Origin of the sequence: Stenotrophomonas sp. MYb57 (assembly GCF_002966815.1) — a bacterium.
Lineage (GTDB): Bacteria > Pseudomonadota > Gammaproteobacteria > Xanthomonadales > Xanthomonadaceae > Stenotrophomonas > Stenotrophomonas indicatrix.
Window position 1 is genome coordinate 2,198,750 of sequence record NZ_CP023271.1, and the last position, 25,888, is coordinate 2,224,637.

Sequence of the window (25,888 nt, forward strand, 5' to 3'; positions counted from 1 at the left end):
GCTCCATACCTGTATGGATCATAGCGGGCCATTGGTCATGGGCCATGACGCGACGCGGGAATGTTAGAATCGAGAACCATTTACATCCAGCAGAGAACACGCTAGATGACGCTGTCCGAACTGCCCCTGCACGCCTCGGCCGTGGTCGATTCCGTGCAGGACCTGCATGCCAACGATGCCATCGCCCGGCGCCTGCGCGAGCTGGGCTTCGTCAAGGGCGAGGAAGTGCGCCTGGTGGCGCGAGGCCCGGTTGGTGGCGAGCCGCTGCTGGTGCAGGTCGGGTTCACCCGTTTCGCGCTGCGTATCAGTGAGGCCCGGCGCGTGGTCATCGACCCGGCCAGCCAGGAGGGACGTGCATGAGCGCCACCGCAACCGCCGCCCCGCTGCGCATCGCGCTGGTCGGCAACCCCAACAGCGGCAAGACGGCGCTGTTCAACCAGCTGACCGGCAGCCGGCAGAAGGTCGCCAATTACACCGGCGTCACCGTAGAGCGCAAGGAAGGCCGCCTGCGTGCGCCGTCCGGCCGCGAGTTCGCCGTGCTCGACCTGCCGGGCGCCTACAGCCTGCAGCCGGCCAGCCTGGACGAGGCGATCACCCGCGACCTGTGCCGGGGGTTCTACCCGGGCGAGGCCGCGCCGGACGTCCTTCTGTGCGTGATCGACGCCACCAACCTGCGCCTGCACCTGCGCTTCGCCCTGGAACTGCGCGAGCTGGGCAAGCCGATGATCATCGCCCTGAACATGGTCGACGCCGCGCAGCGCCGCGGCATCCAGATCGATGTGGCCGCGCTGGAGCGCGAGATCGGTGTGCCGGTGGTGGAAACCGTGGCGGTACGCAAGCAGGGCGCGCGTGCACTGGTGGAACGCCTGGATACGATGGTGCCGCACCTGGATGCGCCGCTGGCCGGCGTTGAGAGTGGCGTGGACTACCACGCGCAGGTGCGCGCGATCCTGGCCGCAGCCGTGCGGATGCCGGCACGGACGGCGAAGATCGACGACACGCTGGACCGCTGGCTGCTGCATCCGGTGTTCGGCCTGATCACGCTGGTGGTGGTGATGTTCCTGATCTTCCAGGCGGTGTTCGCCTGGGCCACGCCGTTGATGGATGGCATCGAGGCCGGCTTTGCCTGGCTGGGTGAGCTGGCCGCCAGCGTGCTGCCGGCAGGTCCGCTGACCAGCCTGCTGACCGACGGCATCATCGCCGGCCTGGGCGGCGTGGTGGTGTTCCTGCCGCAGATCCTGATCCTGTTCGCCTTCATCCTGGCGCTGGAAGAGTCCGGCTACTTGCCACGCGCCGCGTTCCTGCTGGACCGCATGATGGCGGCGGCCGGCCTGTCGGGGCGGTCGTTCATCCCGCTGCTGTCCAGCTTTGCCTGCGCGGTGCCGGGTATCATGGCCACCCGCAGCATCCAGGACCCGCGTGACCGCCTGGCCACGATCCTGGTGGCGCCGCTGATGACCTGCTCGGCAAGGCTGCCGGTGTATGCGCTGCTGATCGGTGCGTTCATACCGGCCGGCAGGATCGGCATCTTCAACCAGCAGGGCCTGGTGCTGTTCGGCCTGTACGTGGCGGGCATCCTCAGCGCGCTGGTGATGTCGTGGGTGATGAAGAAGTGGCGCCGCGACAAGAGCGAGCACCCGCTGATGCTGGAGCTGCCTTCGTACCGCATTCCGCATCCGCGCGACCTCGCCGTCGGCCTGTACGAGCGCGGCATGATCTTCCTCAAGCGCGTCGGCGGCATCATCCTGGCGCTGACCATCCTGCTGTGGTTCCTGCTGTCGTTCCCGGGCGCGCCCGCCGACGCGACGATGCCGGCCATCGACTACAGCTACGCCGGCCAGATCGGTCATGCGATGACCGCGATCTTCGCGCCGCTGGGCTTCAACTGGCAGATCTGCATCGCGCTGATCCCGGGCCTCGCTGCGCGCGAAGTAGCGGTGTCCTCGCTGGCGACGGTGTATGCGCTGTCGGCCGCCGATGATGATGCGGCGATCTCCGCACTGTCGCCGGTGGTGGCCGACGGCTGGTCGCTGGCTACCGGCCTGGCCCTGCTGGTGTGGTTCATCTACGCGCCGATGTGCATTTCGACGCTGGCCACCATCAAGCGCGAGACCAACTCGTGGAAGACGATGGGCTTCTCGGCGTTCTACCTGTTTGCTGCGGCCTATGTCGCGGCGCTGATCACCTACCAGGTGACCGTGGCGCTGGGAGGCGGCTGATGGACGCCGGCCTGCTGGTCCAGTACCTGATCATCGCGGTGGCCGTGCTGGTAAGTGCGTGGGTGGTGTTGAAGAAGCAGGCGCCCGGCACCGTGCGCAAGCTGCGCGGCGCGCTGGCACTGGCGCTGCTGAAGCCGGGCCGTGCGGCCTGGCTGCAGGCGCTGGGCCGGAAGATCGCGCCGCCGGCCACTGGCGGTGGCGGGGCTTGCGGTGGCTGCGACAGCTGCGGACCGACACCGCCGAAGCAGCACTAGAGAGGCGTCTGGGCGCTGCCCTGGTGAGTGCGGACCTTCCCTGGTGGGTGCGGACCTTGGTCCGCACTGCCGATTGATCATCCACGCATGGCGTGGATCTACCCATCCCCAGCGCTGCCCTCCAGCGGTGTCGGAATTGATCATCCACGCAGGACTTGGATCTACGTTGCAGGCAGGGTGAGGCGACCGGTTCGCGGCGATGCGTCAACCTGCCCGCGTGCCAAGGTCCGCTGCCAGTGCCAACCAGCGTTCGCGCTGTTGCGGCGTGCTGCTGCGCACCGGGCCCAGCCGGCTGACCCGCACCGGGCGGATGCCGCAGAACTCAAGGATGGTGGCGCGGATCTGGGTGATGCCCGGATCGCGGTAGATCCAGCGGTAGTACCAGGGCGGCGTATCCAGCGTGGTGATGACCCGCGCGCTGCGCCCCGCCAGCAGCCGGTCCCACCACACCGAATCGCGACGGTAGCGGAAGGCGAAGCCCGGCAGCAGCACGCGATCGAAGAAGCCCTTCAGCAGTGCCGGCATCGCGCCCCACCACGTCGGGTAGACCAGCACCAGGTGGTCGCAGGCCTGGATCGCGTCTGCTGCATCCTGCAGGTCGGTTTCCAGTGGCTGGATCTGGCGATAACCGTGGCGCAGCACCGGGTCGAACTGAAGGTCGCCCAAGGCGATCATGCGCACGTGGTGGCCGGCGTTGCGGGCGGCGGTCGCGTAGCGCTGGGCGAGGGCGCCGCACAGGCTGTCGCGGTCGGGATGGCCAAGCAGGATCAGGATGGAGCGGGGCACGGCAGTCTCGGGGGCTGGAAAGCATCCGACGTTGCGCTATGCCCCAAGGGCAGAGTCAAACCCCGCCAGGGCAGCCAGCGGGAGCCAGCACGCAGGGACCATCGCCCTGCTGCAGCCATTGCCGCAGCTCGTCAGCCACCTGCTGCAGTTCGACCTCGACGCGGGCAAGCCGCTCGCGCTCGGCGGCAATCGCAGTGCGCTGGCGTTCCAGCAGGGCGAGCACGGCTGGCCAGTCCAGCTGGCCGTCGCCACGCTGCAGGCGGGTGATGGTGGCCAATCCGATGCCCAGCCCCAGTGCCTGCCGGATCAGCTGCACCCAGGCCACGTCCTGCTCGCTGTAGTCGCGATAGCGGTTCAGGCGCGGCACTGGCGGCAGCAGGCCGCGTGCCTCGTACAGGCGGATGGCCTTGGCGCTGGCGCCGGTACGGCGGGCTACTTCGGAAATGCGCACCGTTTCAGCCCTGCATCCGCGCAGGCGGCATGATGGCGTCAGCGCTTGGCGCGGGCGGTTTGCAAAGGTGCATGAGGTGCGGGCCAGCGCTTGAAGGGGCACGCAGCGTAGCAGCGACAGTGCTTGCCGGACCATGCGTGCTGCCGCTAGCCTGCGTGCATGAACCAGACTCCCCTGCGATTGCTTATTCACGGCGCCTCCGGGCGCATGGGCCAGGCCCTGTTGCGGCTGGCCGCCGAACATCCTGATTCCCTGCAGATCGTCGCTGCGGTGACCGGCCGCGCGCCGGCGCAGCGGGTGATCGACGGCGTGCCGTTCTTCGCGGCCAGCGAGTTGCCGGGGGCGCCGGTGTTCGATGTGGCGATCGATTTCAGCCTGCCCGAGGGCTTCGATGCGCTGCTGGCACTGTGCGTGGAGCGCGGTGCGGGACTGGTATCGGGCACCACCGGTATTTCCAGTGTGCAGCGCCAGGCACTGGAAGCAGCGGCGGCGAAGATCCCGCTGGTGTGGGCGTCGAACTTCAGCCTGGGCGTGGCGGTGCTCGATGAGCTGGTGGAACGTGCAGCGCAGGCGCTGGCCGGCTGGAACTGCGACATCGTCGAATCGCACCATACGCAGAAGAAGGACGCTCCCTCGGGCACGGCGTTGACCCTGGGGGCCGCGGCGCAGCGGGGCGGGGCCGAGCCGCAGTACGCCAGCCTGCGCGCCGGAGACATCGTCGGCGAGCATCTGGTGCAGTTCACCGGCCTGGGCGAGCGCATCGAGCTGGTGCACCGGGCCACCAACCGCGACATCTTTGCCCGCGGGGCGCTGTTTGCCGCTCGCCAGCTGCAGGGCCGGGCGGCTGGCAGCTACCGGGTAAGGGACCTGCTGGACGGCCCCCTGTAAACGGTAGCGCCGGGCCATGCCCGGCGTCGGTGGCAGATCCGCCGGGCATGGCCCGGCGCTACCCTTGGGTGCCTGCATACGGCCCCGGATTGAAATGAATGCGCAATCGCCTGTTCATGAATGGCGATAACCGCTGGCGCGAGCGCCCCGGCACCGCTACAATTCGCACTCGCCGAATCACGAAAGCCGGACCGGTCCCAGACCGTACGTCCGCGCTTTTTTGCAACCGGATTTCCGTGAAGCGCAGGCGTGACTTCGGCACCCCCTCGGTAGCCAAAGTGAGAATTCCGTGACCCAAGCCGCAATCCTCGTCCTCGAAGACGGCACCGTATTCGAGGGCGAATCCGTAGGCGCGCCCGGCCTGTCCGTCGGTGAAGTGGTGTTCAACACCGCCATGACCGGCTACCAGGAAGTGTTGACCGACCCGTCCTACGCCCGGCAGATGGTCACGCTGACCTATCCGCACATTGGCAACACCGGCATGACCGACCAGGACGATGAAGCGTCCAAGGTGTGGTCGGCCGGCCTGATCGTGCGCGACGTACCGCGCCGCCCGAGCAGCTGGCGCAGCCAGGTGTCGCTGCAGGACTGGCTGATCCAGCGTGGCGTGGTCGCCATCGCTGGCATCGACACCCGCAAGCTGACCCGCATCCTGCGCGAGAAGGGCGCCCAGAACGGCGCGCTGATGGCCGGCGACGGCATCGATGTGGAAAAGGCACTGGAAGCGGCCCGCAAGTTCCCGGGCCTGAAGGGCATGGATCTGGCCAAGGTCGTGACTACCGACAAGACCTACGTCTGGACCGAGGGCCAGCTGGACCTGGATGCCAACGCCTTCGTCAGCGTGCCGGCCCAGTACAAGGTCGTGGCGTACGACTTCGGCGTGAAGACCAACATCCTGCGCATGCTGGCCGAGCGCGGCTGCGAGGTCACCGTGGTGCCGGCGCAGACCCCGGCCGCTGAAGTGCTGGCGCTGAAGCCGGACGGCGTGTTCCTGTCCAACGGCCCGGGTGACCCGGAACCGTGCGACTACGCGATCGCCGCGATCAAGACCTTCATCGACGTGAAGATCCCGACCTTCGGCATCTGCCTGGGCCATCAGCTGCTGGGCCTGGCCTCGGGCGCGAAGACGATCAAGATGGGCCATGGCCACCACGGCGCGAACCATCCGGTGCAGGACCTGGACAGCGGCCGGGTGATGATCACCTCGCAGAACCACGGCTTCGCGGTCGATGAAGCCAGTCTGCCGGCCACGCTGCGGGTGACCCACCGTTCGCTGTTCGACGGCACCAACCAGGGCATCGCCCGCACCGATGTGCCGGCGTTCTCGTTCCAGGGCCACCCGGAAGCCTCGCCGGGCCCGCATGACGTCGGTCCGCTGTTCGATCGTTTCGTGACCCTGATGGCCGAGGCGAAGGCTTGATGCGCAGCGCCGCTCTGCTGCTGTCGCTGTGCTGCGCCGCGGGTGCGGCACAGGCTGCGCCGGCGTCCGCTGCGGACATGGACGCGCTGCTGCACACGTTGAAGAAGGACTCGGTCGGTGCGTCGTCGGCGGCGATGATGGTCGAGGAGGTGCCAACGCTCAAAGCGCTGGCCGAAAGCGATCGCCAATGCGCCCGCACCTCCATCCAGTCGTTCTTCTACGTTCATGCGCGCCAGTCGTTGATCAATAGCCTTGGCGAGGACGGTGACGTGATCGTCGCGGACTGGTCGCGCTTCCTGGCCACACCGTCCGGAAAGGGTTACCTGATCCTCACCCGCGCGCTCCCGGAGTCGGCAGCGGACGCGTCGGTCAACGTCAACGACGAGGCGTACGCCGCCGGATTCGACGCCTTTCTCGGCAGTACGTCCTTCAAGCGCCTGGATGCTGGTTTCGATGCAATGAGCGTCCCTGACGAATTTGCGGTGAAACTGAGCCAGGGATTGCAGGACCAGTGCGGGATTGCGCTGAAACCCGAAGAGATTTCCTGATCGACAGCGTGCGATCACTCCCCCTTGTCACGCTGTACTGACTTAGAGAAGAAAATGCCCAAGCGCACTGACCTCAAGACCATCCTCATCATCGGTGCCGGCCCGATCGTCATCGGCCAGGCCTGTGAGTTCGATTACTCCGGCGCCCAGGCCTGCAAGGCCCTGCGAGATGAGGGCTACCGCGTGGTGCTGGTCAACAGCAATCCGGCCACGATCATGACCGACCCGGAGATGGCCGACGCCGTCTACATCGAGCCGATCAACTGGCAGACCGTCGAGAAGATCATCGCCAAGGAAAAGCCCGACGCGCTGCTGCCGACGATGGGTGGCCAGACCGCGCTGAACTGCGCGCTGGACCTGGCCGACAACGGTGTGCTTGAGAAGTACAACGTCGAGCTGATCGGCGCCAAGCGCGAAGCGATCATGATGGCCGAAGACCGCGAGCTGTTCCGCGTGGCGATGAGCGAGATCGGCCTGGAGTGCCCGACCGCTGCCGTTGCCCATACCCTGGACGAAGCGCTGGAGATCCAGACCCGCGTCGGCTATCCGACCATCATCCGCCCCAGCTTCACTCTGGGCGGCAGTGGCGGCGGCATTGCCTACAACCGCGAAGAGCTGATCGAGATCGTCAACCGCGGCCTGGAACTGTCGCCGACCACCGAAGTGCTGGTCGAAGAGTCGGTGCTGGGCTGGAAGGAATTCGAGATGGAAGTGGTCCGCGATACCGCGGACAACTGCATCATCGTCTGCTCGATCGAAAACCTGGACCCGATGGGCGTGCACACCGGTGACTCGATCACCGTGGCCCCGGCGCAGACCCTGACCGACAAGGAATACCAGCGCCTGCGTGATGCCTCCATCGCCGTGCTGCGCAAGATCGGCGTGGACACCGGTGGTTCGAACGTGCAGTTCGGCATCAACCCGGACACCGGCCGCGTGGTGGTGATCGAGATGAACCCGCGCGTGTCGCGTTCCTCGGCGCTGGCGTCCAAGGCCACCGGCTTCCCGATCGCCAAGGTCGCCGCCAAGCTGGCCGTGGGCTACACCCTGGACGAACTGAAGAACGAGATCACCGGCGGCCTGACCCCGGCCTCGTTCGAGCCGTCCATCGACTACGTCGTCACCAAGATTCCGCGCTTCGCTTTCGAGAAGTTCCCGGCTGCCGATGCACGCCTGACCACCCAGATGAAGTCGGTGGGCGAGGTGATGGCGATGGGCCGCACCTTCCAGGAATCGATGCAGAAGGCCCTGCGTGGCCTGGAAACCGGCAAGGTCGGCTTCGACCCGACCGGCCTGGACCTGACCAGTGAAGACGATCTGCAGACCCTGCGCCGCGAGCTGAAGGCGCCGGGTCCGGAGCGCCTGTTCTTCGTCGCCGACGCGTTCCGCGCCGGGATGAGCGTGGAGGACATCTTCAAGCTGTCCTACATCGATCCGTGGTTCCTGGACCAGATCGAAGAAATCATCGCCGCCGAGACCCAGGTCGCGGCCGATGGGATCGATGCACTGGATGCGGCGCGCCTGCGCAAGCTCAAGCGTGCCGGCTTCTCCGACGCCCGCCTGGCCCAGCTGACCGGCACCAACGAAGCCGCGGTGCGTGCGCTGCGTCGCGCGCACAAGGTGCGCCCGGTGTACAAGCGCGTGGACTCCTGTGCCGCCGAGTTCTCCACCGGCACCGCCTACCTGTACTCGACCTATGAGGACGAGTGTGAAGCCGCGCCGAGCAACCGCGACAAGATCATGATCCTCGGCGGTGGCCCGAACCGCATCGGCCAGGGCATCGAGTTCGACTACTGCTGCGTGCACGCGGCACTGGCGCTGCGCGAGGACGGCTATGAAACCATCATGGTCAACTGCAACCCGGAAACCGTGTCGACCGACTACGACACCTCCGACCGCCTGTACTTCGAACCGCTGACCCTGGAAGACGTGCTGGAAATCGTCGAGCTGGAGCAGCCGAAGGGCGTGATCGTGCAGTACGGCGGCCAGACCCCGCTGAAGCTGGCACGCGCGCTGGAAGCCAACGGCGTGCCGGTGATCGGCACCAGCCCGGACTCGATCGACCTGGCCGAAGACCGCGAGCGCTTCCAGCAGCTGGTGGACAACCTGGGCCTGAAGCAGCCGCCGAACCGCATTGCCCGCAACGACCAGGAAGCCCTGCTGCTGGCGCGCGAGATCGGTTACCCGCTGGTGGTGCGCCCGAGCTACGTGCTGGGTGGCCGCGCGATGGAAATCGTCTACGGCGAATCCGATCTGGCCCGCTACGTGCGTGACGCGGTGAAGGTGTCCAACGATTCGCCGGTGCTGCTGGATCGCTTCCTCGACAACGCCGTCGAGTGCGACGTGGACATCATCGCCGACGCCCAGGGCAACGTCCTGATCGGTGGCGTGATGGAGCACATCGAAGAGGCTGGCGTGCACTCGGGCGATTCCTCCTGCTCGCTGCCGCCTTACTCGCTGTCGGCTGAAACCCAGGCCGAGCTGCGTCGCCAGGTGGTCGAGCTGGCCAAGGCCCTGAACGTGGTGGGCCTGATGAACACCCAGTTCGCGATCCAGACCGATGAGGAAGGCAACGACACCATCTTCCTGCTGGAAGTGAATCCGCGTGCCTCGCGCACCGTGCCCTTCGTGTCCAAGGCCACCGGCATGCCGCTGGCCAAGATCGCGGCCCGCTGCATGGCGGGCAAGACCCTGGAAGAGCAGGGCGCCACCAAGGAAATCGTGCCGGACTACTACTCGGTGAAGGAAGCGATCTTCCCGTTCGCCAAGTTCCAGGGCGTCGACCCGATCCTCGGGCCGGAGATGCGCTCCACCGGTGAGGTGATGGGCGTGGGCCGCAGCTTCAACGCCGCCTTCGCGCGCGCGCAGGAAGCCGGTGGCATCAAGGCGCCGCCGGTGGGCAAGGCGTTCGTGTCGGTGCGCGACCCGGACAAGAAGCGCGTGCTGCCGGTGGCCAAGGCCCTGCTGGCGCGTGGCTACAGCCTGGTTGCCACCCGTGGCACCGCAGCGTGGCTGCAGCAGCACGGCATGGACTGCGAGATCATCAACAAGGTGGTCGAGGGTCGCCCGCACATCGTCGATTCGATCAAGAACGGCGAGATCGTCTATATCGTCAACACGACCGAAGGCCGTGCCGCGATCAACGACTCGTTCTCGATCCGTCGCGAGGCACTGCAGCACCGTGTCACCTATTCGACCACCATTGCCGGTGCCAAGGCGCTGGTGGATTCACTGGAATTCCGCGGTACCGGCCCGGTCTGGTCGCTGCAGGAACTGCACAAGGAGTTGAACGCATGAGAGCACCCATCACGATGAAGGGCGCGCAGCGTCTGCGCGACGAACTGGATCACCTGAAGTCGGTCAAGCGTCCGAAGGTGATTGCCGCGATCGCCGAAGCGCGCGAGCACGGCGACCTGAAGGAGAACGCCGAGTACCACGCCGCGCGCGAGGAACAGGGCTTCATCGAAGGCCGCATCAAGCAGCTGGAAGGCGAGCTGTCGCACGCCGAGATCATCGACGTGAGCAAGCTCAATGCAGGCTCCAAGGTGGTGTTCGGGGCCAGCGTGATCCTGGCCGACGTGGAATCGGACGAAGAGAAGAAGTACCAGATCGTTGGTGATCTGGAAGCGGACATCAAACTCGGCCTGATCGCGATTTCCTCGCCGGTCGCCCGCGCGATGATCGGCAAGCTGGAAGGTGACTCTATCGTGATCGATGCGCCGGCCGGCCAGCGCGAGTACGAGATCGTCAGCGTCAGCTACCAGGACTGATCCGTGGCGACGGCAACCCTGCTGTTGCCGGCGCGCAGCCGCTTTGCGGTGGCTGCATTGCCGGATGACGTGGCGCGCGCCCTGGGCCGCGCCACCACTTCGCAGGGCGATGCCGGTGAACGCGCGCAGCTGCTGCGCCACTTCACGGTGGCCGCGCCGCACTGGCCGGTGGCCGCATTGACCCGCCAGCGTGACGTCGGTGATGCCGCCGGCGCCTGCTGGCTGCGTGCCGATCCGGCCTGCATGGTGCCGGACATGCATGGCGCGCGGATGATGGGCCACGGCGAAACGCTGCGGCCCAGCCTGGCCGATACGCTGGCGTTGCTGCCCGTGCTGCAGCCGCTGTTTGCGGATGCAGGCTTCGTGCTGGATGCACCCGATCCGTCACGCTGGTACCTGCGCCTGCCCATCGGTACTGAACTGCCGGAGTTCGACAGCCCCGACGAGGTGCTGGGTGATGACCTGTTCTCGCACCTGCCGCCGGGCGAGGCGGGCCGTCGCTGGCGCGCACTGATGACCGAAGCGCAGGTGCTGCTGCACACCCACTCGTGGAACCAGCAGCGCGCCGCGCAGGGCCAGCAGCCGATCAATTCGCTGTGGTTCTGGGGTGGTGGCGTGATGCCGGTATCGGTGGCCACGCCGCACGCGCAGGTGCGCAGCCGCGATGCGCTGCTGCAGGGCCTGGCCCAGGCCGCAGGTGTCGCGGTGGATGGCGAGCAGTCGGTCGATGCACTGGTCGACCTGCGCCAGCTGCGCTCGCTGCAGCAGCTGGGCAACGATGCAATCCGGCCGCTGCTGGCCGCGCTCAAGCGTGGCGAGCTGCAACGGCTGGTGCTGGATTTCGAGGACGGCCTGCAGTTCCAGCTGGATCGCGGCCAGCGCTGGCAGTTCTGGAAGAAGCCACGGCAGCTTCACGACGCCTGACGTGGTGGTAGCGCCGGGCCATGCCCGGCGGATGCCCTAGCGCAATTCCGTAACGTAGGTCGGCAGTTGCCAGTGGCGCTGACCGACGCCCAGGCAGTGCCGGCCGACGAAGGTTGCCGCCAGCACCAGGCGGGCTCCATCCCAGGCCCAATGCCGGTCTATCCCGCAGCGGTCCGTAGCGCTTGCAACGCCTTCTTCAAGGAACACGGCGTGCGGGTAGAGCGGGAACAGCGTGGATGCGGTGATCGGCACGGGCGCAAAGGGCGTTCGGTCGCGGATCACCCAGCTGCCGGCTGGCCGGATGTAGCGGCCGGTCGTGCAGTTCAACATCGCCAGCACATGCGTTGCATCGATCCGCTCGATGCGCAGGTGGCGGGAAGAGGCTGCAGCGCAACCCGCGCCGGCCTCGGCGCGCGGTAGCAGCGCTTGCAGTAGATCGGCACGTTCGGCCAGCGCGGCATCCTCGTCGTGGGCTTCAACCAGCAGCGGTGGCGGCACCAGGCGAGGTGCCACCCGTGCGGCCGGCACCTGCGATTCCGGCCGCAAACCCTTGCCCACCAACGCCCCTGGGGTGTGCAAGCGGCCCTGTGCCTCGTCCATCTTCAGCAGCAGTGCGGCATTACCGCTCTCTGCCAATGGCCATGCCTGGCCCGCCGTGTCGGTCATCCTGACCGGCCGCCCGCGCACCAGTGCATCCAGCAGCGCCTGCGCATGTGGTGGTGCCAGAGCCAGGCCGGCCTCAAGCGCATCCACCGGGCCGATATCACCCAGGTCCGCGCCATCCACATGCAGCCGCAGCCGGCCCTCTGGATGCACCCGCGGGCTGCGGGGCGCGCCGTCACTGCCATCAGCCAGCGACAATCGCGCCGTCACGGGGGTGTCTGGTCCAGCGGCACGCTCGATGAGCACGCCCAGCATCAACGCGGCCGGTGGGCCGAACGCCACCATCCGGCAGGTGCCTGTGTTATCGCATGCCAGGTGTCCGTTCTGTTCAAGGAACGTGAACTGCGCGGGCGTGCCGGCGAAGCTGACAGGTGCCAGCGTCAGTGACGCCAGCGCCAGTAGAGGAAATCGAAGCGTAGTCATGTTCCAGGTTTCCGGGTCAGCGGACCGTGCTGACAAGCGTCGGCAGCGTCCAGTGCCCGCCCGCCACGCCACGACACAGACCGGTACTGAACGCACTGCTTGGCTGGAATCTGCGGCCATCCCAGGCCCAGTCCCAGCCGGAAACGCAGTCGCCGATGCCGCGGCCCTTGTAGCGCGCGTACAACGTGCGATCGGAGTGCGAGAAGCCTTCTGCATCCAGCGTGACCGTCTCAGGTGCGAACGGCGGCTGATCGCGCGCGATCCAGAAGCCATTGCTGTAGTTGTACGCGCCCATCTGGCACAACGCCTGCACCAGCACGTGGTGGTCGTCCAACCGCTCGATCACCATTTCCGGTGTTCCCTTGTACTCGATCAGGCGCGGACAGTCGTCGTTGTCGCCGAGCGTGGCAATCAGCGCGTCGCGCAGCGCTTCACTGCTGCCCAGCCCGCTATCGCCGGGGCGGCCGGCCGCCAGCACACCGCGCACGATCACCGGCTTGGCCACTGCGGCGGGCACGCTCGCTTCGGCACGCGTGCCGCGGCGTACCAGCGCACCGGGCGTGCCCACGCGCCCTTGGACCTCGTCCATTTTCAGCAGCACCGCGGCGGCACCACGATCGGAAATCGGCCAGCGCGTGCCCCTGCTGTCGATCACCTCGATACGGGCCTGGCCGGGCAGGGCGGCCAGCAGGCCTTCTACCTGCGCCGGCCGCAGCATTATTGCCTCGTCGGCCCCGGTGTCCTGCACTGGGCCCAGATCACGGCCGTTCACGTGCAGGCGCATTGAACCTTCAGGCACTGCACTTTCGCCATCCTCACCGACCCGCAGCCGCGCCTTCACTGCCGTGCCGGGGCCGCCGGCGCGCTCCAGCATCAGGCCCAGCAGGCTGTCCGCCTTTTCAGGGCTGTAGCCGGCTGCACGGCAGGTGCCGGTGTTGTCGCAGGCCAGGAACCAGTCGTGGTGTACGAACTCGATACCGGGGGTTGGCGGCGTGTTTGCGGCCTGGGAAGCAAGTGGCAGCAGGAGGCTGGCAAGCAGTACGGACAGCAGGCGGTACATGGCGAATTCCGTTTCAGAAGCGAACAAGCATGGGCGATCGCCACGCCTGCGCCAAGCCCGGAAGAGCCTGGCGAGCCGAGCGGGGTATCATGCGCGGGTCTTCCGCAACCCGGCGATGCCGATGTCCCTTGCCGCCGATGCTGCGCTGCCGTCTTCCGATACGCCGATGATCCGCCGTCGCGATGCGGTCGTGCCCGGTAGCTGGCCGGAGGGCACGCTGCCGCTGCTGGCCCGCCTGTATGCCGCACGTGGTGCGCACACGCCCGAGCTGGCCCTGCCCAAGCTCGGCAACCTGCATGCGCCGGAACTGCTGACCGGCGTCGACGCGGCAGTGGACCTGCTGGTGCAAGCCATCGCCGCCGACAAGCGCATCCTGGTAGTCGGTGATTTCGACTGCGACGGCGCAACCGCCTGCGCGGTCGGTGTGCGCGGTCTGCGCATGCTCGGCGCGCAGCACGTCTTCCACGCAGTGCCCAACCGCATGGTGCACGGCTATGGTCTGTCGCCGTCACTGGTGGACGAGCTGGCTGCGCTGCAGCCGGATCTGCTGGTCACCGTCGACCACGGCATTGCCTGCCATGCCGGCGTGACCGCGGCCAAGGCGCGTGGCTGGCAGGTGCTGGTGACCGATCACCATCTGCCCGGTCCACTGCTGCCACCGGCCGATGTCATCGTCGACCCCAACCTCGACGGCGACGCCTTCCCCAGCAAGGCGCTGGCCGGTGTCGGCGTGATCTTCTACGTACTGATGGCGCTGCGCCGGCAGATGCGCGAAGCGGGGGTATTTGCCGATGGCAAAGGGCCGGACCTGACCACGCTGCTGGACCTGGTGGCGGTGGGCACAGTGGCCGACCTGGTGGTGCTCGATGCCAACAATCGCGCCCTGGTCAGCGCAGGATTGCGCAGGCTGCGCAATGGCCAGGGCTGCGTCGGCCTGAAGGCATTGATCGAGGCCAGCGGCCGCGATGCCGCACGCCTGACCGCCACCGACATCGGCTTCGGGCTCGGCCCGCGCTTGAACGCGGCCGGTCGGTTGGAAGACATGGCATTGGGTATCGCCCTGCTGCTCACCGAAGATCCGCGGCAAGCCCGCGACATCGCGCAGACGCTGGAACAGATCAACGCCGAGCGGCGTGCGGTCCAGCAGTCGATGACCGATGACGCCGAACACGCGCTGTCGCAGGTGGTGCTCGATACCGCAGGGCAGCGCCCGGTGGCGGCCTGCCTGTTCGATGCTGATTGGCACCCCGGCGTGGTTGGCCTGGTTGCTTCAAAGATGAAGGATCGCCTGCATCGGCCGGTGATCGCGTTCGCGCCGGCCGAGCCGGGCGCCGACACCCTGCGCGGCTCGGCGCGTTCGATCGCCGGCCTGCATATCCGTGATGCGCTGGCGCTGGTCGATGCGCGCCATCCCGGCTTGATCGAGCGCTTCGGCGGTCACGCGATGGCCGCCGGGTTGAGCATGCGCCTGGATCATCTGGCTGCCTTCGAAGCCGCGTTCGTCGCCACCGTGCTGGAAATGCTCGACCCGGCTGCACTGCAGCAGCAGGTGCTCAGCGACGGCGAACTGGCCGCGGACGAACTCGATCATCGCCATGCCGATGCGCTGCGTTTGGCGGGGCCATGGGGGCAGGGCTTTCCCGAGCCGCTGTTCGATGGCCACTTCGAAGTGGCCAACTGGCGCGTGCTGAAGGAACGGCATCTGAAGCTGGAACTGCGCCTGCCCGGCGTACCCGGCACGATCAACGCGATCCATTTCGGCGGCTGGCACGGCAATGCGCCCGGTCGCCACGTGCATCTCGCCTACCGGCTCGCCTGCGATGACTATCGTGGCGGCGCCGCCATCCAGCTGATCGTCGAGCACTGCCTGCCGGCGTAGTCCATGCCGGGCATGGCCCGGCGCTACCGCTTCGGAAGGGTCAGCGTACGTCGGTCACCTGCGTCGGCAGTTCCCAGGTACCCCCGGGAACGCCGCGGCACAGGCCGCCACTGATCGCCGAGGTCGCGACGAAGCGGGTGCCATCCCACGTCCACGTTTCATCCGACACGCAGTCGGCCAGACCGCGGCCCTTGTGCGAGGCGACGATCTGTCCGTCGCCGTAGTCGATCGCGTCGCTGGTCACCCATTGCGGCTGGTAGGGCGCTTTCTCACCGATGACCCAGTAGCCATCACCGCTGTTGTAGGCCGCGCGCCAGCAGGGGACGTTGACCAGCAGATGCTTGGTGTCCAGGCGCTGGATCTGCAGTGGTGAATTGCTGATCGGAAGATCCGGGTCGGTGTCGAGCAGGCCTTCGCAGCTGGGTTCTTCCAGAGTGGCGCGCAGCGCCGCACGCAGCGCCGGCGAGGCGGCCAGCTTGGAAAACGCCGGGTCGTCCGGTGGCGTCGACAGCGTCGGTGCCTTGCGCACCACGGGTTTGGCAACGGCGGCAGGCACGCTGCTTTCGGCAGCGGCCCCCTTGCGCATCACCGCGCCCGGCGTGCCCACGCGGCCCTGGAACTCGTCGGTCTTCAACAGCACAGCCGCTGCGCCCTTGTCCGACAGCGGCCACGTGTGGCCGGCGGCATCGACAAGCGCGATGCCACCATCGCGCACCAGCGCGGACAGCACTGCGCTGGTCTGTGCCGCGCTGAGCACATGGACACCCGGCTCCGTGGCCGGCGCCAGCACACCGAGGTCACGCTGCTGGATGCGCAGGTGCAGCGCGCCCTTGGGCTGCGGCTGGTCATCGATCGGCTGCAACGACATCCGACCGCTGATGGCCTGATTGGGGCCGCCCGCCCGGGTCAGCAGCACGCTCAGGGTGCTGTCATCGCCACTGGCGTAGCCGGCCGCGCGGCACGTGCGCGTGTTGTCGCAGGCCACGACCCAGTCGTGATGCTGGAAATAGAGGCCTGCAGGCGCATCGACGGCGCCGGCGGCCAACGGCCAGCACAGGGCCAGCAGGGTGGGAAGCAGGGGAGAACGCATGGGCATCCTTGCACGGGATCGGGAAGTCGCACATGGTGCGCCCAGGGGCAGCGAAGAACCAGCATCGAATCACGTTAACCCCGTCCTCCCGGTTGGTGCGTTCAAGCAGTCACGATCCCACTGGAGTCCTGTCATGGTCTTCGCCCGTTGCTGCACCGTACTGCTGTTGGCCCTGGCAAGCTGGCCGGCACTGCCCCAGGCGTCGCGGCGTCCGGCACCGCCGATGACGTCCACACCGCTGCTGATCGCGCCCGCCGCCGAACAGCCCGTGCAGCTGCGACATGCCCGCATCGAAGGCGAGGTCCAGGCCGGTATCGCCCAGACCCGTATCACCCTGGAGTTCCATAACCCCAACCAGCGCGTGCTGGAAGGTGAGCTGCAGTTCCCGCTGGCCGAGGGCCAGCAGATCACCGGGTTCGCCCTGGACATCAACGGCGAGTTGCGCGAGGCAGTACCGGTGCCCAAGGACCGCGGTCGTCAGGTGTTCGAGGAGATCGCCCGTCGTGGCGTCGACCCGGGCCTGCTGGAGCAGACCGCCGGCAACCAGTTCCGGCTGCGCGTGTATCCGCTGCCGGCCGGCGGTAGCCGCCGCGTGCAGTTGGTCGTACGCGAGCCGCTGGCATATGCCGGGCAGGGCTGGCGTTGGACACTGCCGCTGCAGTTCGTCGCCGGCGCCGCAGCCGTCGAACTTGACGTGCGGGCACCGAAGGGGGCTGAGGCAGGAAGCGCGCCGTTCCGCATCGCCGATGGCCGCCTGCACTGGCAAGGACGTGGCGCGCAGTTGCCGGCCCAGCTGCAATGGACGCTGCCGGCCGAGCGCAAGGCACAGGTGCAGGTTGCGCGCTGGCAGGACGGTCACTACCTGTTGGCGCAGCTGCCGGTGCCGACGTCGACCGCGCCGCGCCGTGTGCCGTCGGAAGTGGGGCTGCTGTGGGACGGTTCGGGTTCCGCAGGCCAGCGCGACCGCACCCGCGAGTTCGCGCTGCTGGATCGCTACTTTGCTGCGATGGGCGAGGGCAACGTCGCGCTGACCGTGCTGCGTGATCGCGCCGAGCCCGTGCGTCATTTCCGTATACGCAGCGGTGACTGGAGTGAACTGCGGCGCGCGTTGATGGCGGTGCAGCCGGATGGCGCCAGCGCGCTGGCGCAATGGCAGCCGCAGCCCTCGGTGAAGGAGTACCTGATGGTCAGCGACGGCCTGCTGACCTATGGGCCGGAAGCACTGCCGGCGTTGGCCGCCGATCAGCGCCTGTTTGCGGTCAGCAGTGCCGGCGCACGCACCGATGCCACCCGCCTGCGCGGTTGGAGCGAGGCGCATGCTGGCAGTTTCGTGGCGCTCGGCAGCGATATCGATGCCGCTGTACGGGAGCTGCTGTCGATGCCGCTGGATGTCCAGATCGATGCCGGCCGTGGCGTGCAGGACGTGGTGGTCGACCGCCGCAGCCAGGCCCAGGGCTGGCTGTGGTTGCATGCGCGGTTGGCGGCCGAAGGTGTGCCGATGCGGGTGCGCATTGCCGGTGGGCAATGGCAGGCACTGCCGGAGAGCTCCACCAGCGCCGATGGCGATCTGCTGGCCGGCCTGTGGGCACAGGCACGCCTGCAGCAGTTGTCGACCGATCGGCGCGGCAATCGCGAGGCGATGCAGCGCCTGTCGCAGCAGTTCGGCCTGGTGGGCCCGGACACTTCACTGATCGTGCTGGAAACGCTGGACGACTACCTGCGCTACGCGATCCGCCCTGCAGGTGCCTTGCGCGCCCAGTACGACCAGCGCTTCGCACGCCAGGTTGCAGATCGCGATGCCGCCGACCGTCAGCGCCTGGACAAGGTGGTGACGCAGTGGCAGCAGCGCCAGCAATGGTGGAGCCGCCGTTGGCCGAAGGGCATGCGCGTGCAGGCGAAGGCGCTGGAAGTGGTCGGTCAGGACGCGTACGCGGCTGCCCCGGTGGCGATGCTCGCCGCGCCTCCTCCCGCGCCAGCGCCGATGGCCGTTGCCGCCGAGCAGCGGGCGGAGTCCAGCAGCGCGCGCGCCCGTCGATCGCCGCCGCGGCAGGCACCTGCGGGCCTGGAGGCCGCGATGGATGCCGTTGCCATCGAACCCACGGCGTCCAATGCACCGGCCGCCGCCAATGACGGTCAGCTGGGAATCCGGTTGGCCGCCTGGCAGTCGGATTCGCCGGTTGCCCGCCGCCTGCGCCAGGGGCCGTCGTCGCAGCTGTACGACCGCTATCTGGCCGAGCGCGCTGCGAACGCCAACAGCAGCGCGTTCTTCCTCGACGTGGCCGACCTGTTGATCGAACAGGGGCAGCGCGATCTTGCCCTGCGCGTGCTGTCCAACCTGGCCGAGATGGAGCTGGACAACCGCCATCTGCTGCGCGTTCTCGGCTATCGCCTGCTGCAGGCCGATGCACCCGCACTGGCGGTGCCGGTGTTCGAGCAGGTGCTGGCGATGGGCCAGGAGGAACCGCAGAGCTTCCGTGATCTGGGCCTGGCGCTGGCCGCAGCGGGCAAGCCGCAGCAGGCGCTGGCGCCGCTGTACCAGGTGGTCGTGCGGCCGTGGGATGGTCGTTTCGACGGCATCGCGCTGATCGCCCTGGATGAACTGACCAACCTGGTGGCCGGCAGCAAGCCGCGCCTGGATACCACCGGCATCGACCCGCGCCTGCTGCAGGCGATGCCGCTGGACCTGCGCGTGGTGCTGGCCTGGGATGCCGACAACAGCGACATGGATCTGTGGGTCACCGACCCGAACGGCGAGCGTGCGTACTACGGCAACCGCCTGACCTACCAGGGTGGGCAGATGTCGCAGGACTTCACCGGTGGCTATGGTCCGGAACAGTTCTCGCTGCGCAACGCCAAGCCGGGCAAGTACAAGGTGGAGGCGAACTACTTCGGCAGCCGCCAGCAGCTGGTAACCGGTGCGACGACGCTGATGCTGCGCCTGACTACCCATTGGGGCACGCCGAAGCAGAAGGACCAGATGGTCACGATGCGGCTGAAGGATCGTGCCGAGACGGTGCTGGTTGGCGAGTTCGAGGTGCGGTAGCGCCGGGCCATGCCCGGCGGCCGGCGCTGTGGTCCTGCGTGATGCTCACTGCGCCGTTGCGATCGGCACGCAACCCGAACAGCGGCCGCAGCAAGCGCACACGGCGTACCAGCAGTTCATGGATCAGCAGGCAGCCGGCGACGGTGCCTACAATCACCAGCGCCGGCTCCAGCCATGCGCCCAGCTGCAGGGGACGCAACCAGTACAACAGCATGATCAGCACGGTCTGGTGCAGGATGTACCAGCTGAACACCGCCTCGCGGCAGTAGCCCAGGCCACGCCATGGCCGCGCCAGCAGGACCTGCGCCCATCCGAAGAGGGCCAGCAGGGAACACCAGGTGTACAGCGCTCGGCCAACGCGCTCGGTCTGCGCCCACGGCAGCGCCAGCACCCACTGCGGCAGATCGCCGAGGTCGGGCATCCGCCCCAACGCGCGGATGCCCAGTTCGACAGTCAGCCCGACAACGGCCAGCGCCAGGGTCAACCGCCGGCCGCGCACCAGCAGATCCCAGCCGCGCTGCCAGCGCGCGGCGAGGAAGCCGCCGAGGAACAGGGGCAGCGATTCGGCGTGGACGTACAGGTCATCGACCAGCGCATGGCTTGGCGGGTGGGCGGGCAGGATCACCAGCAGCGCCCACGCCAGCCACAGCACCGGCAGCAGCAGGCCCAGCGTGGCCACCCAGCGGTCGCCAGCAGGCAGGCCCGGCAGGCGGTGGCGCAGCGGCCGCACTACGCTGGCCAACACGATCGCCAGCAGCGTGTAAGGGATCAGATAGGCCAGGTACCACAGGTGGTTCCAGGTGAAGCCATAGGCGGCACCGGTGAAGCTGGCTCCCGGCCACGGCCGGAATTGCCAGTAGCGCCACAGGAATGCGCCGAGCCCTGGCGTGACGTCGCCCTTGTCCACCGCTTCACAGTAGGCCTGCAGCGAAACGACCGCGACGATGCCGAACAACAGCGGCAACAACAGCCGCCCGCCGCGCCGCAGCGCGAACCGCCAACGGCCCTGCGCGGGCAGGCACAGGCCCAGTGCAATGCCGGAGATGGCAAACAGCAGCGGCATGCGCCAACGATTCAGCGCGATCATCGGCCATTGCAGCCACTCCGCGGTGTGGACGCTCTTGAGGTGGAAGTCCCATCCGGCCACGTAGGCCATGGCCACGTGGTAGAGGATCAACAGCCCGAAGGCACCGATACGCAGGGTGTCGAGGTCGTGGCGGCGGGTCATGGCGGTATCCGTATTGGCGTCCTCGCAGAGTGGAAGTCCTCGTGGGCTGTCGCCAGCAGCAAGGGGCGGTTGGATGCCCGGCAGGGCCCAATGGCGGGGCGGGGGGACGAATGGCGTACGTCAGCGGGGCTGTGGTTGGCGATAATCCAGTGATGGATGAGTACAACCAGCAGGACCCGGACGTGCGTGGCGAATCGATGGGCAACGGCAGGCAAGGGCGGCAGGCAGCCGTGTTCTGGGTCGTACTGTTCCTGGGGACGGCGGCGGCCAATGTGCTGGCCAAGGCCATGATGGCGGCGCGCGATGGGCTGCCCTCCCAATGGATGGCGGCCACGATTGACGAGTTCAGCAGTGCGCTGGTGTCGCTGCTGCTGCTGGCGGTGCTGATCCGCGCCGCTTCGCGCTGGCCGCTGCACACCGATACCTGGCGACAGCGCTTGGTGCCGTATCTGCTGGGCGCGGTTGCGTGGTGGCTGCTGCATGTGAGTGCGATGGTCCTGCTGCGCAAGGCCGCCCACGCCGTGCTTGGCAGCCACTACACCTTTGGGGACTGGCCGGCGCAATGGTTCTACGAGTTCTTCAAGGACATCCAGACCTATGCGCTGCTGGTCTCGGCAGTCCATGCCCTGGCCTGGTTCGGCCGCCGCCGCCAGGGTGAAGCGACCCTGCTGGCCGCCCCCGATGAGGGCCCGCCGGTCGAACCGGTCGATCGCCCCGACCATTTCCTTGTGCGCAAGCTGGGCAAGGAGTTCCTGGTGGCCACGACCGACGTCGAGTACGCCCAGGCCGCCGGCAACTATGTGAACCTGCGGGTGCGCGGGCATGACTACCCGCTGCGGATCACCATGGCAGTGCTTGAGGCGCGGCTGGACCCGGTCCTGTTCCTGCGCAGCCACCGCAGCTGGCTGGTCAACCGTGACCAGCTGCGCTCGATCGAGCCGCTGGATGGGGGCGAGGCCTTGCTGCACATGGCCGATGGGGCCAAGGTACCCTGCAGCCGGCGCCAGCTGCCGTTGCTGCGCCAGGCCTTGGGCGGGTAGGGGCGTGGCAGGGCGGGACCGGCTTCTGCGCCGGTTCACCCCGGCCTGCGGTATCATTTGCAGTCATCTTTTGAATGCATAACCGCCGACATGATCGAACTGAATCCTGTCCGCCAGCGCATCGCCGATCTGACCGATCGCGTGTTGTCGCTCCGGGGGTATCTTTGACTACGACGCCAAGAAAGAGCGTCTTGAGGAAGTAACGCGGGAGCTGGAAAGCCCCGACGTCTGGAACAACGCCGAGTACGCCCAGAACCTGGGGCGCGAGCGCTCGACCCTGGAAAAGACCGTGGGCGGCATCGCCGCGGTGCTGGAAGGCCTGAGCGACGCCACCGAACTGCTGGAGCTGGCCGAGTCCGAGCAGGACGAGGACACCGCGCTGGCCGTCGTGGCCGACCTGGACAAGCACCAGGCGCACGTGGAGAAGCTGGAGTTCCAGCGCATGTTCTCCGGGCAGATGGATACCGCCCCGGCGTTCGTCGACATCCAGGCCGGTGCCGGTGGTACCGAAGCCCAGGACTGGGCCGAGATCCTGCTGCGCATGTACCTGCGCTGGTGTGAATCGCGTGGCTGGAAGACCGAGCTGATGGAAGTGTCCGGTGGCGACGTCGCGGGCATCAAGTCGGCCACGCTCCGCGTGGAAGGCGACTACGCCTACGGCTGGCTGAAGACCGAGACCGGCGTGCACCGCCTGGTGCGCAAGTCGCCGTTCGACTCGGACAACCGCCGCCATACCAGCTTCACCTCGGTGTTCGTGTCGCCGGAAGTGGACAACAACATCGAAATCGACATCAACCCGGCCGATCTGCGTACCGACGTGTACCGCTCGTCCGGTGCCGGTGGTCAGCACGTCAACAAGACCGAGTCGGCGGTGCGTATCACCCACATCCCGACCAACACGGTCGTGGCCTGCCAGACCGGCCGCAGCCAGCACCAGAACCGCGACAACGCGATGAAGATGCTGGCCGCCAAGCTGTACGAGCTGGAGATCCAGAAGCGCAACGCCGAGCGTGATGCGGTGGAAGCCACCAAGTCCGATATCGGCTGGGGCAGCCAGATCCGCAACTACGTGCTCGACCAGAGCCGTATCAAGGACTTGCGCACCGGCATCGAGCGTTCGGATACGCAGAAGGTGCTCGACGGTGACCTGGACGAGTTCGTCGAGGCCAGCCTGAAGGCCGGCCTGGCGGTCGGCTCCAAGCGCATCGATGCCTGATGCGTGCCCGGCGACAGCGGTACCGTCCGCTGCCCGGGCCCTGCGTTGCGGGACGTCTTCGGCGTCCCGCAACGCCGTTGAAACCTGCAGGGCAGGGCGATGATGCGCAGTGAAGCCGAACGCAAGGAACTGGGAGGCTTTCTCAAGGCCTGCCGTGCGCGGGTCGACCCAGCAACGCTGGGGCTGCCAGCCGGCCGCCGACGCACGCCGGGCCTGAAGCGCGAGGAAGTCGCGCTGGCGATCGGGGTCAGTGTCAGCTGGTACACCTGGATCGAGCAGGGCCGCGAAGTGCGCGCCTCGCCCGAGGTGCTGGAGCGCCTGGCGCAGGTACTGCGATTGAGCGACGACGAGCGCGCCTACGCGTTCGCGCTGTCCGGCTATGGCGTGCCGCTGGAATCGCCCGACGAGACGGTGACCGACGGCCTGCGCCAGCTGGTGGAGGCGATGCAGCCGATCCCGGCCTACGTGCGCAATACCCGATTCGACATCCTGGCCTGGAACCCGGCCATCGCCGATCTGTTTGTTGATTACGGTCAGCTGGCGCCGCACGAACGCAACACGCTGCGGCTGATGTTCCTGTATCCGCCGTACCGCACGCTGATCCTCAACTGGGAAGAAATGACCCGCGGGCTGCTGGCTAGCTTCCGCGCGGCGATGGCGCAGGCGCCGGACAAGGCGCCGTTCCTGGCACTGGCCGAGGACATCGGTGCGCACAGCGAGCAGTTCCGCCAGTGGTGGCCCGAGCACGATGTGCGTCGTTTCGACGAAGGTGCGAAGAAGCTGAACCATCCCACGCGCGGGCTGCTGGACCTGCAGTACGTGGCGCTGGTGCCGGAGAGCCGGCATGACCTGTCACTGGTGACCTACCTGCCGCGAAGGTAGGTTGGTCGGCAGGGCTTGCAGCCCTGCACCTGCTGTAGTGCCGGCCGCTGGCCGGCAACCTCAACCTCAACAGCAACAGCAACAGCAACAGCAACAGCGGGCTTTCCGTGAGTTGGTGGGGCGGTGTCGGAGTGCGGGGACGCCGTGAACCCATCCATGGGGGCTTGGCCGCGGCATCCATGCCGCGGACACCCCGCACTCCGACACCGCCCCGCCTCTGACAGATTCCGATGGCTGTTGGTAGGTGTCGACCTTGGTCGACACGTTGATCCACGCGATGCGTGGATGAAATCTGTCAGATATCGAAATACATCTGGGGTCAGATCCGTTTCCTTCGGAAAGCGGATCTGACCCCAAGAGCCGTTCCAACAGACCGCAGGAATCTGTCGAAGGCGGGGTGGGTCCGGTTGCGGGGGCGTGAGCCGCATGGATGCGGCGACCGAGCTTACATGGACGTACTTGCAGCGTCCCCCGCCACCGGACCCACCCCGCCATCTCACGGAATGCCGCTGTTGCTGTTGCTTCTGCCGTTGCTGTTGCCTCTGCGGGTGCAGGGCGCAGCCCTGCCGGGAAACCACCCCATTCAGGCAGGTAAGTGCAGGTCACAGGATACGCAGACGCCTTGTTGCTGCCATCGATCGGGTCCACATTCGTTGTCAGGAAACGGGCAGCCGCCCGTTGTCGAGACAACAGGAGACCTGCATGTCCGCTTCCCCCGCAGCCCCCGCTGCCATTTCCCGCGATCCGGCCACCGGCCAGCAGATTGCCAGCCACCCCTTCGCCACCGACGTTGAGCTGGAAGCCATCCTTGACCGCGGCCAGGCCGGTTTTGCAGCCTGGAGCGCGCAGTCACTGGAACAACGCGCAAGCGTGCTGCGTGCGATGGCTGCCGTGCTGCGCCGCGACCGTGAACCGCTGGCCGCGATGGCCACTGCCGAAATGGGCAAGGTCCACGCCGAGTCGCTGGCCGAGATCGAGAAGTGCGCGGTGCTGTGTGACTGGTACGCCGACCACGGTGCGGCGTTCCTGCGCGACGAGCCGACCGCGGTGGCCGACAACAAGGCCTATGTCTCCTACCTGCCGCTGGGCGTTGTGCTGGGCATCATGCCGTGGAATTTCCCGTACTGGCAGGTGATGCGCGCGGCCGTGCCGATCCTCATGGGCGGCAACGGCTTCCTGCTGAAACCGGCCGAAAACATCGTCGGCACCGCCGGGCTGCTCGCCGCTGCGTGGCGCGATGCGGACCTGCCGGACGGCACCTTCATCGCCGCCAACATCAGCCGCGAGGGAACCAGTGCCGCCATCGCCGATGACCGCATCGCTGCCGTGACCCTGACCGGCAGCGTCGCCGCGGGGCGCAGCATCGCCGCGCAGGCCGGGCAGGCGCTGAAGAAGGTGGTGCTGGAGCTGGGTGGCTCGGATCCATTCATCGTGCTGGCCGACGCCGACCTGGAGGCAGCGGTCGATGCCGCGGTGGCCTCGCGCTTCCAGAACACCGGGCAGGTGTGCATTGCCGGCAAGCGCATCATCGTCGAAGACGCCGTGTATGAGCGTTTCGTGTCGTTGTTCTGCGAGCGCGTGCAGGCGCTGACCGTGGGCGATGGCCGCGAGGCCGGCAACCGGATCGGACCGATGGCCCGGCAGGACCTGCTTGAACAGCTTGATGCACAGGTGCGTGCGTCGGTCGAGGCCGGTGCGCAGTTGCTCGTGGGCGGCAAGCAGCTCGATCGCCCCGGCAGTTTCTATGCACCCACCGTGCTGGCGGGCGTCGAGCCGGGCATGCAGGCCTTCGACACCGAGACCTTCGGGCCGGTGGCGTCGATCAGCCGCGCGCGCGACGCCGACCATGCGGTGGAACTGGCCAACCAGAGCGAGTTCGGCCTGAGCGGCAATCTGTGGACCGGCGACCACGCCCGCGCGATGCAGCTGGCGCGCCGGCTGCAGACCGGTGGCGTGTTCGTCAACGGTTTCTCTGCCTCCGATCCACGCGTGCCGATCGGCGGAGTGAAGAAGAGCGGCTTCGGCCGCGAGCTGTCGCACTTCGGCATCCGCGAGTTCGTCAACGCGCAGACGGTGTGGTTCGACCGCCGTTGACGCGGGCCAT

21 protein-coding genes are annotated in these 25,888 nt (G+C 67.5%); 15 read left to right on the plus strand and 6 right to left on the minus strand.

The window, feature by feature from the left end:
* Positions 1-105 precede the first annotated feature (105 nt).
* From CLM74_RS10160 to CLM74_RS10170, 3 genes are read left to right on the plus strand one after another with little or no spacing between them, the layout of a single operon-like run.
* The gene (locus tag CLM74_RS10160; protein ID WP_025874743.1) at positions 106-360 is read left to right on the plus strand and encodes a FeoA family protein; all 255 of its coding nucleotides are present in this window, start codon (positions 106-108) and stop codon (positions 358-360) included.
* Positions 357-2,219 carry a ferrous iron transport protein B gene (gene feoB / locus CLM74_RS10165; protein ID WP_032975492.1) on the plus strand — a complete coding sequence of 621 codons (1,863 nt, stop codon included), beginning with the start codon at positions 357-359 and terminating at the stop codon, positions 2,217-2,219. Before CLM74_RS10160 ends, feoB begins: the two co-directional genes overlap by 4 nt.
* The gene (locus CLM74_RS10170; protein ID WP_025874739.1) at positions 2,219-2,473 is read left to right on the plus strand and encodes a DUF6587 family protein; all 255 of its coding nucleotides are present in this window, start codon (positions 2,219-2,221) and stop codon (positions 2,471-2,473) included. The genes feoB and CLM74_RS10170 overlap by 1 nt, the downstream gene beginning before the upstream one ends.
* A 204-nt stretch (positions 2,474-2,677) precedes the next feature.
* Here CLM74_RS10170 and CLM74_RS10175 read toward each other — a convergent pair whose 3' ends face one another.
* A complete protein-coding gene (locus CLM74_RS10175; RefSeq protein ID WP_105163988.1) occupies positions 2,678-3,259 on the minus strand; it encodes an NAD(P)H-dependent oxidoreductase in 582 nt (193 codons plus the stop codon).
* A gap of 55 nt (positions 3,260-3,314) precedes the next feature.
* A complete protein-coding gene (locus tag CLM74_RS10180; protein WP_105164982.1) occupies positions 3,315-3,710 on the minus strand; it encodes a MerR family transcriptional regulator in 396 nt (131 codons plus the stop codon).
* A gap of 159 nt (positions 3,711-3,869) precedes the next feature.
* On the opposite strand from CLM74_RS10180, the gene dapB reads away from it, so the two are divergent.
* The 6 genes from dapB to CLM74_RS10215 all read left to right on the plus strand — a co-directional run bounded on the left by dapB (position 3,870) and on the right by CLM74_RS10215 (position 11,260).
* Positions 3,870-4,598 carry a 4-hydroxy-tetrahydrodipicolinate reductase gene (gene dapB, locus CLM74_RS10190; RefSeq protein WP_080277594.1) on the plus strand — a complete coding sequence of 243 codons (729 nt, stop codon included), beginning with the start codon at positions 3,870-3,872 and terminating at the stop codon, positions 4,596-4,598.
* Positions 4,599-4,887: 289 nt separating this feature from the next.
* Positions 4,888-6,018 (plus strand): glutamine-hydrolyzing carbamoyl-phosphate synthase small subunit, encoded by a 1,131-nt coding sequence (carA, locus tag CLM74_RS10195; protein WP_025874731.1) that lies wholly within the window; start codon positions 4,888-4,890, stop codon positions 6,016-6,018.
* Positions 6,018-6,566 (plus strand): hypothetical protein, encoded by a 549-nt coding sequence (locus CLM74_RS10200; protein WP_033831007.1) that lies wholly within the window; start codon positions 6,018-6,020, stop codon positions 6,564-6,566. Before carA ends, CLM74_RS10200 begins: the two co-directional genes overlap by 1 nt.
* A gap of 54 nt (positions 6,567-6,620) precedes the next feature.
* A complete protein-coding gene (gene carB, locus CLM74_RS10205; protein WP_032975484.1) occupies positions 6,621-9,863 on the plus strand; it encodes a carbamoyl-phosphate synthase large subunit in 3,243 nt (1,080 codons plus the stop codon).
* An 8-nt stretch (positions 9,864-9,871) separates the two neighbouring features.
* Complete coding sequence (gene greA / locus CLM74_RS10210) at positions 9,872-10,336, plus strand: transcription elongation factor GreA (RefSeq protein WP_025874725.1); 465 nt, start codon at positions 9,872-9,874, stop codon at positions 10,334-10,336.
* A gap of 3 nt (positions 10,337-10,339) precedes the next feature.
* Positions 10,340-11,260: a phosphoglycerate mutase gene (locus CLM74_RS10215; protein WP_025874723.1), complete on the plus strand. Its 921-nt coding sequence runs from the start codon at positions 10,340-10,342 to the stop codon at positions 11,258-11,260.
* 36 nt (positions 11,261-11,296) lie between these two features.
* On the opposite strand, the gene CLM74_RS10220 is transcribed toward CLM74_RS10215, so the two are convergent.
* Together CLM74_RS10220 and CLM74_RS10225 are read right to left on the minus strand one after the other, a co-directional pair.
* Positions 11,297-12,346: a DUF1176 domain-containing protein gene (locus tag CLM74_RS10220; protein ID WP_158684131.1), complete on the minus strand. Its 1,050-nt coding sequence runs from the start codon at positions 12,344-12,346 to the stop codon at positions 11,297-11,299.
* 16 nt (positions 12,347-12,362) lie between these two features.
* Positions 12,363-13,406 carry a DUF1176 domain-containing protein gene (locus tag CLM74_RS10225; RefSeq protein ID WP_105163990.1) on the minus strand — a complete coding sequence of 348 codons (1,044 nt, stop codon included), beginning with the start codon at positions 13,404-13,406 and terminating at the stop codon, positions 12,363-12,365.
* A 121-nt stretch (positions 13,407-13,527) separates the two neighbouring features.
* On the opposite strand from CLM74_RS10225, the gene recJ reads away from it, so the two are divergent.
* Positions 13,528-15,285, plus strand: a complete 1,758-nt coding sequence (gene recJ / locus CLM74_RS10230) for a single-stranded-DNA-specific exonuclease RecJ (RefSeq protein WP_105164983.1) — start codon at positions 13,528-13,530, stop codon at positions 15,283-15,285.
* A gap of 40 nt (positions 15,286-15,325) precedes the next feature.
* Here the strand turns inward: recJ and CLM74_RS10235 are convergent, their stop codons facing one another.
* On the minus strand, positions 15,326-16,375 hold the full coding sequence (locus tag CLM74_RS10235) for a DUF1176 domain-containing protein (RefSeq protein WP_105163991.1): 1,050 nt from the start codon (positions 16,373-16,375) through the stop codon (positions 15,326-15,328).
* Positions 16,376-16,508: 133 nt separating this feature from the next.
* Here CLM74_RS10235 and CLM74_RS10240 point away from each other — a divergent pair, with 133 nt between their 5' ends.
* Complete coding sequence (locus CLM74_RS10240; protein ID WP_105163992.1) at positions 16,509-19,418, plus strand: VIT domain-containing protein; 2,910 nt, start codon at positions 16,509-16,511, stop codon at positions 19,416-19,418.
* On the opposite strand, the gene CLM74_RS10245 is transcribed toward CLM74_RS10240, so the two are convergent.
* Positions 19,357-20,646, minus strand: coding sequence for an acyltransferase family protein (locus CLM74_RS10245; protein ID WP_234003459.1), 1,290 nt, complete (start codon positions 20,644-20,646; stop codon positions 19,357-19,359). The two genes, CLM74_RS10240 and CLM74_RS10245, sit on opposite strands and share 62 nt — an antisense overlap.
* A gap of 197 nt (positions 20,647-20,843) precedes the next feature.
* On the opposite strand from CLM74_RS10245, the gene CLM74_RS10250 reads away from it, so the two are divergent.
* The 4 genes from CLM74_RS10250 to CLM74_RS10265 all read left to right on the plus strand — a co-directional run bounded on the left by CLM74_RS10250 (position 20,844) and on the right by CLM74_RS10265 (position 25,878).
* Positions 20,844-21,686, plus strand: coding sequence for a LytTR family DNA-binding domain-containing protein (locus CLM74_RS10250; RefSeq protein WP_105164984.1), 843 nt, complete (start codon positions 20,844-20,846; stop codon positions 21,684-21,686).
* Positions 21,687-21,776: 90 nt separating this feature from the next.
* A protein-coding gene (prfB, locus tag CLM74_RS10255) for a peptide chain release factor 2 (RefSeq protein WP_099818762.1) occupies positions 21,777-22,902 on the plus strand; the annotation gives its coding sequence in 2 pieces (ribosomal slippage) (positions 21,777-21,851 and positions 21,853-22,902; 1,125 coding nt in all).
* A 99-nt stretch (positions 22,903-23,001) separates the two neighbouring features.
* The gene (locus CLM74_RS10260; RefSeq protein ID WP_025874707.1) at positions 23,002-23,784 is read left to right on the plus strand and encodes a helix-turn-helix transcriptional regulator; all 783 of its coding nucleotides are present in this window, start codon (positions 23,002-23,004) and stop codon (positions 23,782-23,784) included.
* Between the two features lie 702 nt (positions 23,785-24,486).
* Positions 24,487-25,878: an NAD-dependent succinate-semialdehyde dehydrogenase gene (locus CLM74_RS10265; protein ID WP_105163993.1), complete on the plus strand. Its 1,392-nt coding sequence runs from the start codon at positions 24,487-24,489 to the stop codon at positions 25,876-25,878.
* Positions 25,879-25,888 lie beyond the last annotated feature (10 nt).

Excerpts from the sequence above, each read along its gene's own strand:
- CLM74_RS10160 (WP_025874743.1), top strand. The coding sequence starts at position 106 with ATGACGCTGTCCGAACTGCCCCTGCACGCCTCGGCCGTGGTCGATTCC.
- feoB (WP_032975492.1), top strand. The coding sequence starts at position 357 with ATGAGCGCCACCGCAACCGCCGCCCCGCTGCGCATCGCGCTGGTCGGC.
- CLM74_RS10170 (WP_025874739.1), top strand. The coding sequence starts at position 2,219 with ATGGACGCCGGCCTGCTGGTCCAGTACCTGATCATCGCGGTGGCCGTG.
- dapB (WP_080277594.1), top strand. The coding sequence starts at position 3,870 with ATGAACCAGACTCCCCTGCGATTGCTTATTCACGGCGCCTCCGGGCGC.
- CLM74_RS10200 (WP_033831007.1), top strand. The coding sequence starts at position 6,018 with ATGCGCAGCGCCGCTCTGCTGCTGTCGCTGTGCTGCGCCGCGGGTGCG.
- carB (WP_032975484.1), top strand. The coding sequence starts at position 6,621 with ATGCCCAAGCGCACTGACCTCAAGACCATCCTCATCATCGGTGCCGGC.
- CLM74_RS10220 (WP_158684131.1), bottom strand. The coding sequence starts at position 12,346 with ATGACTACGCTTCGATTTCCTCTACTGGCGCTGGCGTCACTGACGCTG.
- CLM74_RS10225 (WP_105163990.1), bottom strand. The coding sequence starts at position 13,406 with ATGTACCGCCTGCTGTCCGTACTGCTTGCCAGCCTCCTGCTGCCACTT.
- recJ (WP_105164983.1), top strand. The coding sequence starts at position 13,528 with ATGTCCCTTGCCGCCGATGCTGCGCTGCCGTCTTCCGATACGCCGATG.
- CLM74_RS10235 (WP_105163991.1), bottom strand. The coding sequence starts at position 16,375 with ATGCGTTCTCCCCTGCTTCCCACCCTGCTGGCCCTGTGCTGGCCGTTG.
- CLM74_RS10240 (WP_105163992.1), top strand. The coding sequence starts at position 16,509 with ATGGTCTTCGCCCGTTGCTGCACCGTACTGCTGTTGGCCCTGGCAAGC.
- CLM74_RS10245 (WP_234003459.1), bottom strand. The coding sequence starts at position 20,646 with ATGACCCGCCGCCACGACCTCGACACCCTGCGTATCGGTGCCTTCGGG.
- CLM74_RS10250 (WP_105164984.1), top strand. The coding sequence starts at position 20,844 with ATGGGCAACGGCAGGCAAGGGCGGCAGGCAGCCGTGTTCTGGGTCGTA.
- CLM74_RS10260 (WP_025874707.1), top strand. The coding sequence starts at position 23,002 with ATGATGCGCAGTGAAGCCGAACGCAAGGAACTGGGAGGCTTTCTCAAG.
- CLM74_RS10265 (WP_105163993.1), top strand. The coding sequence starts at position 24,487 with ATGTCCGCTTCCCCCGCAGCCCCCGCTGCCATTTCCCGCGATCCGGCC.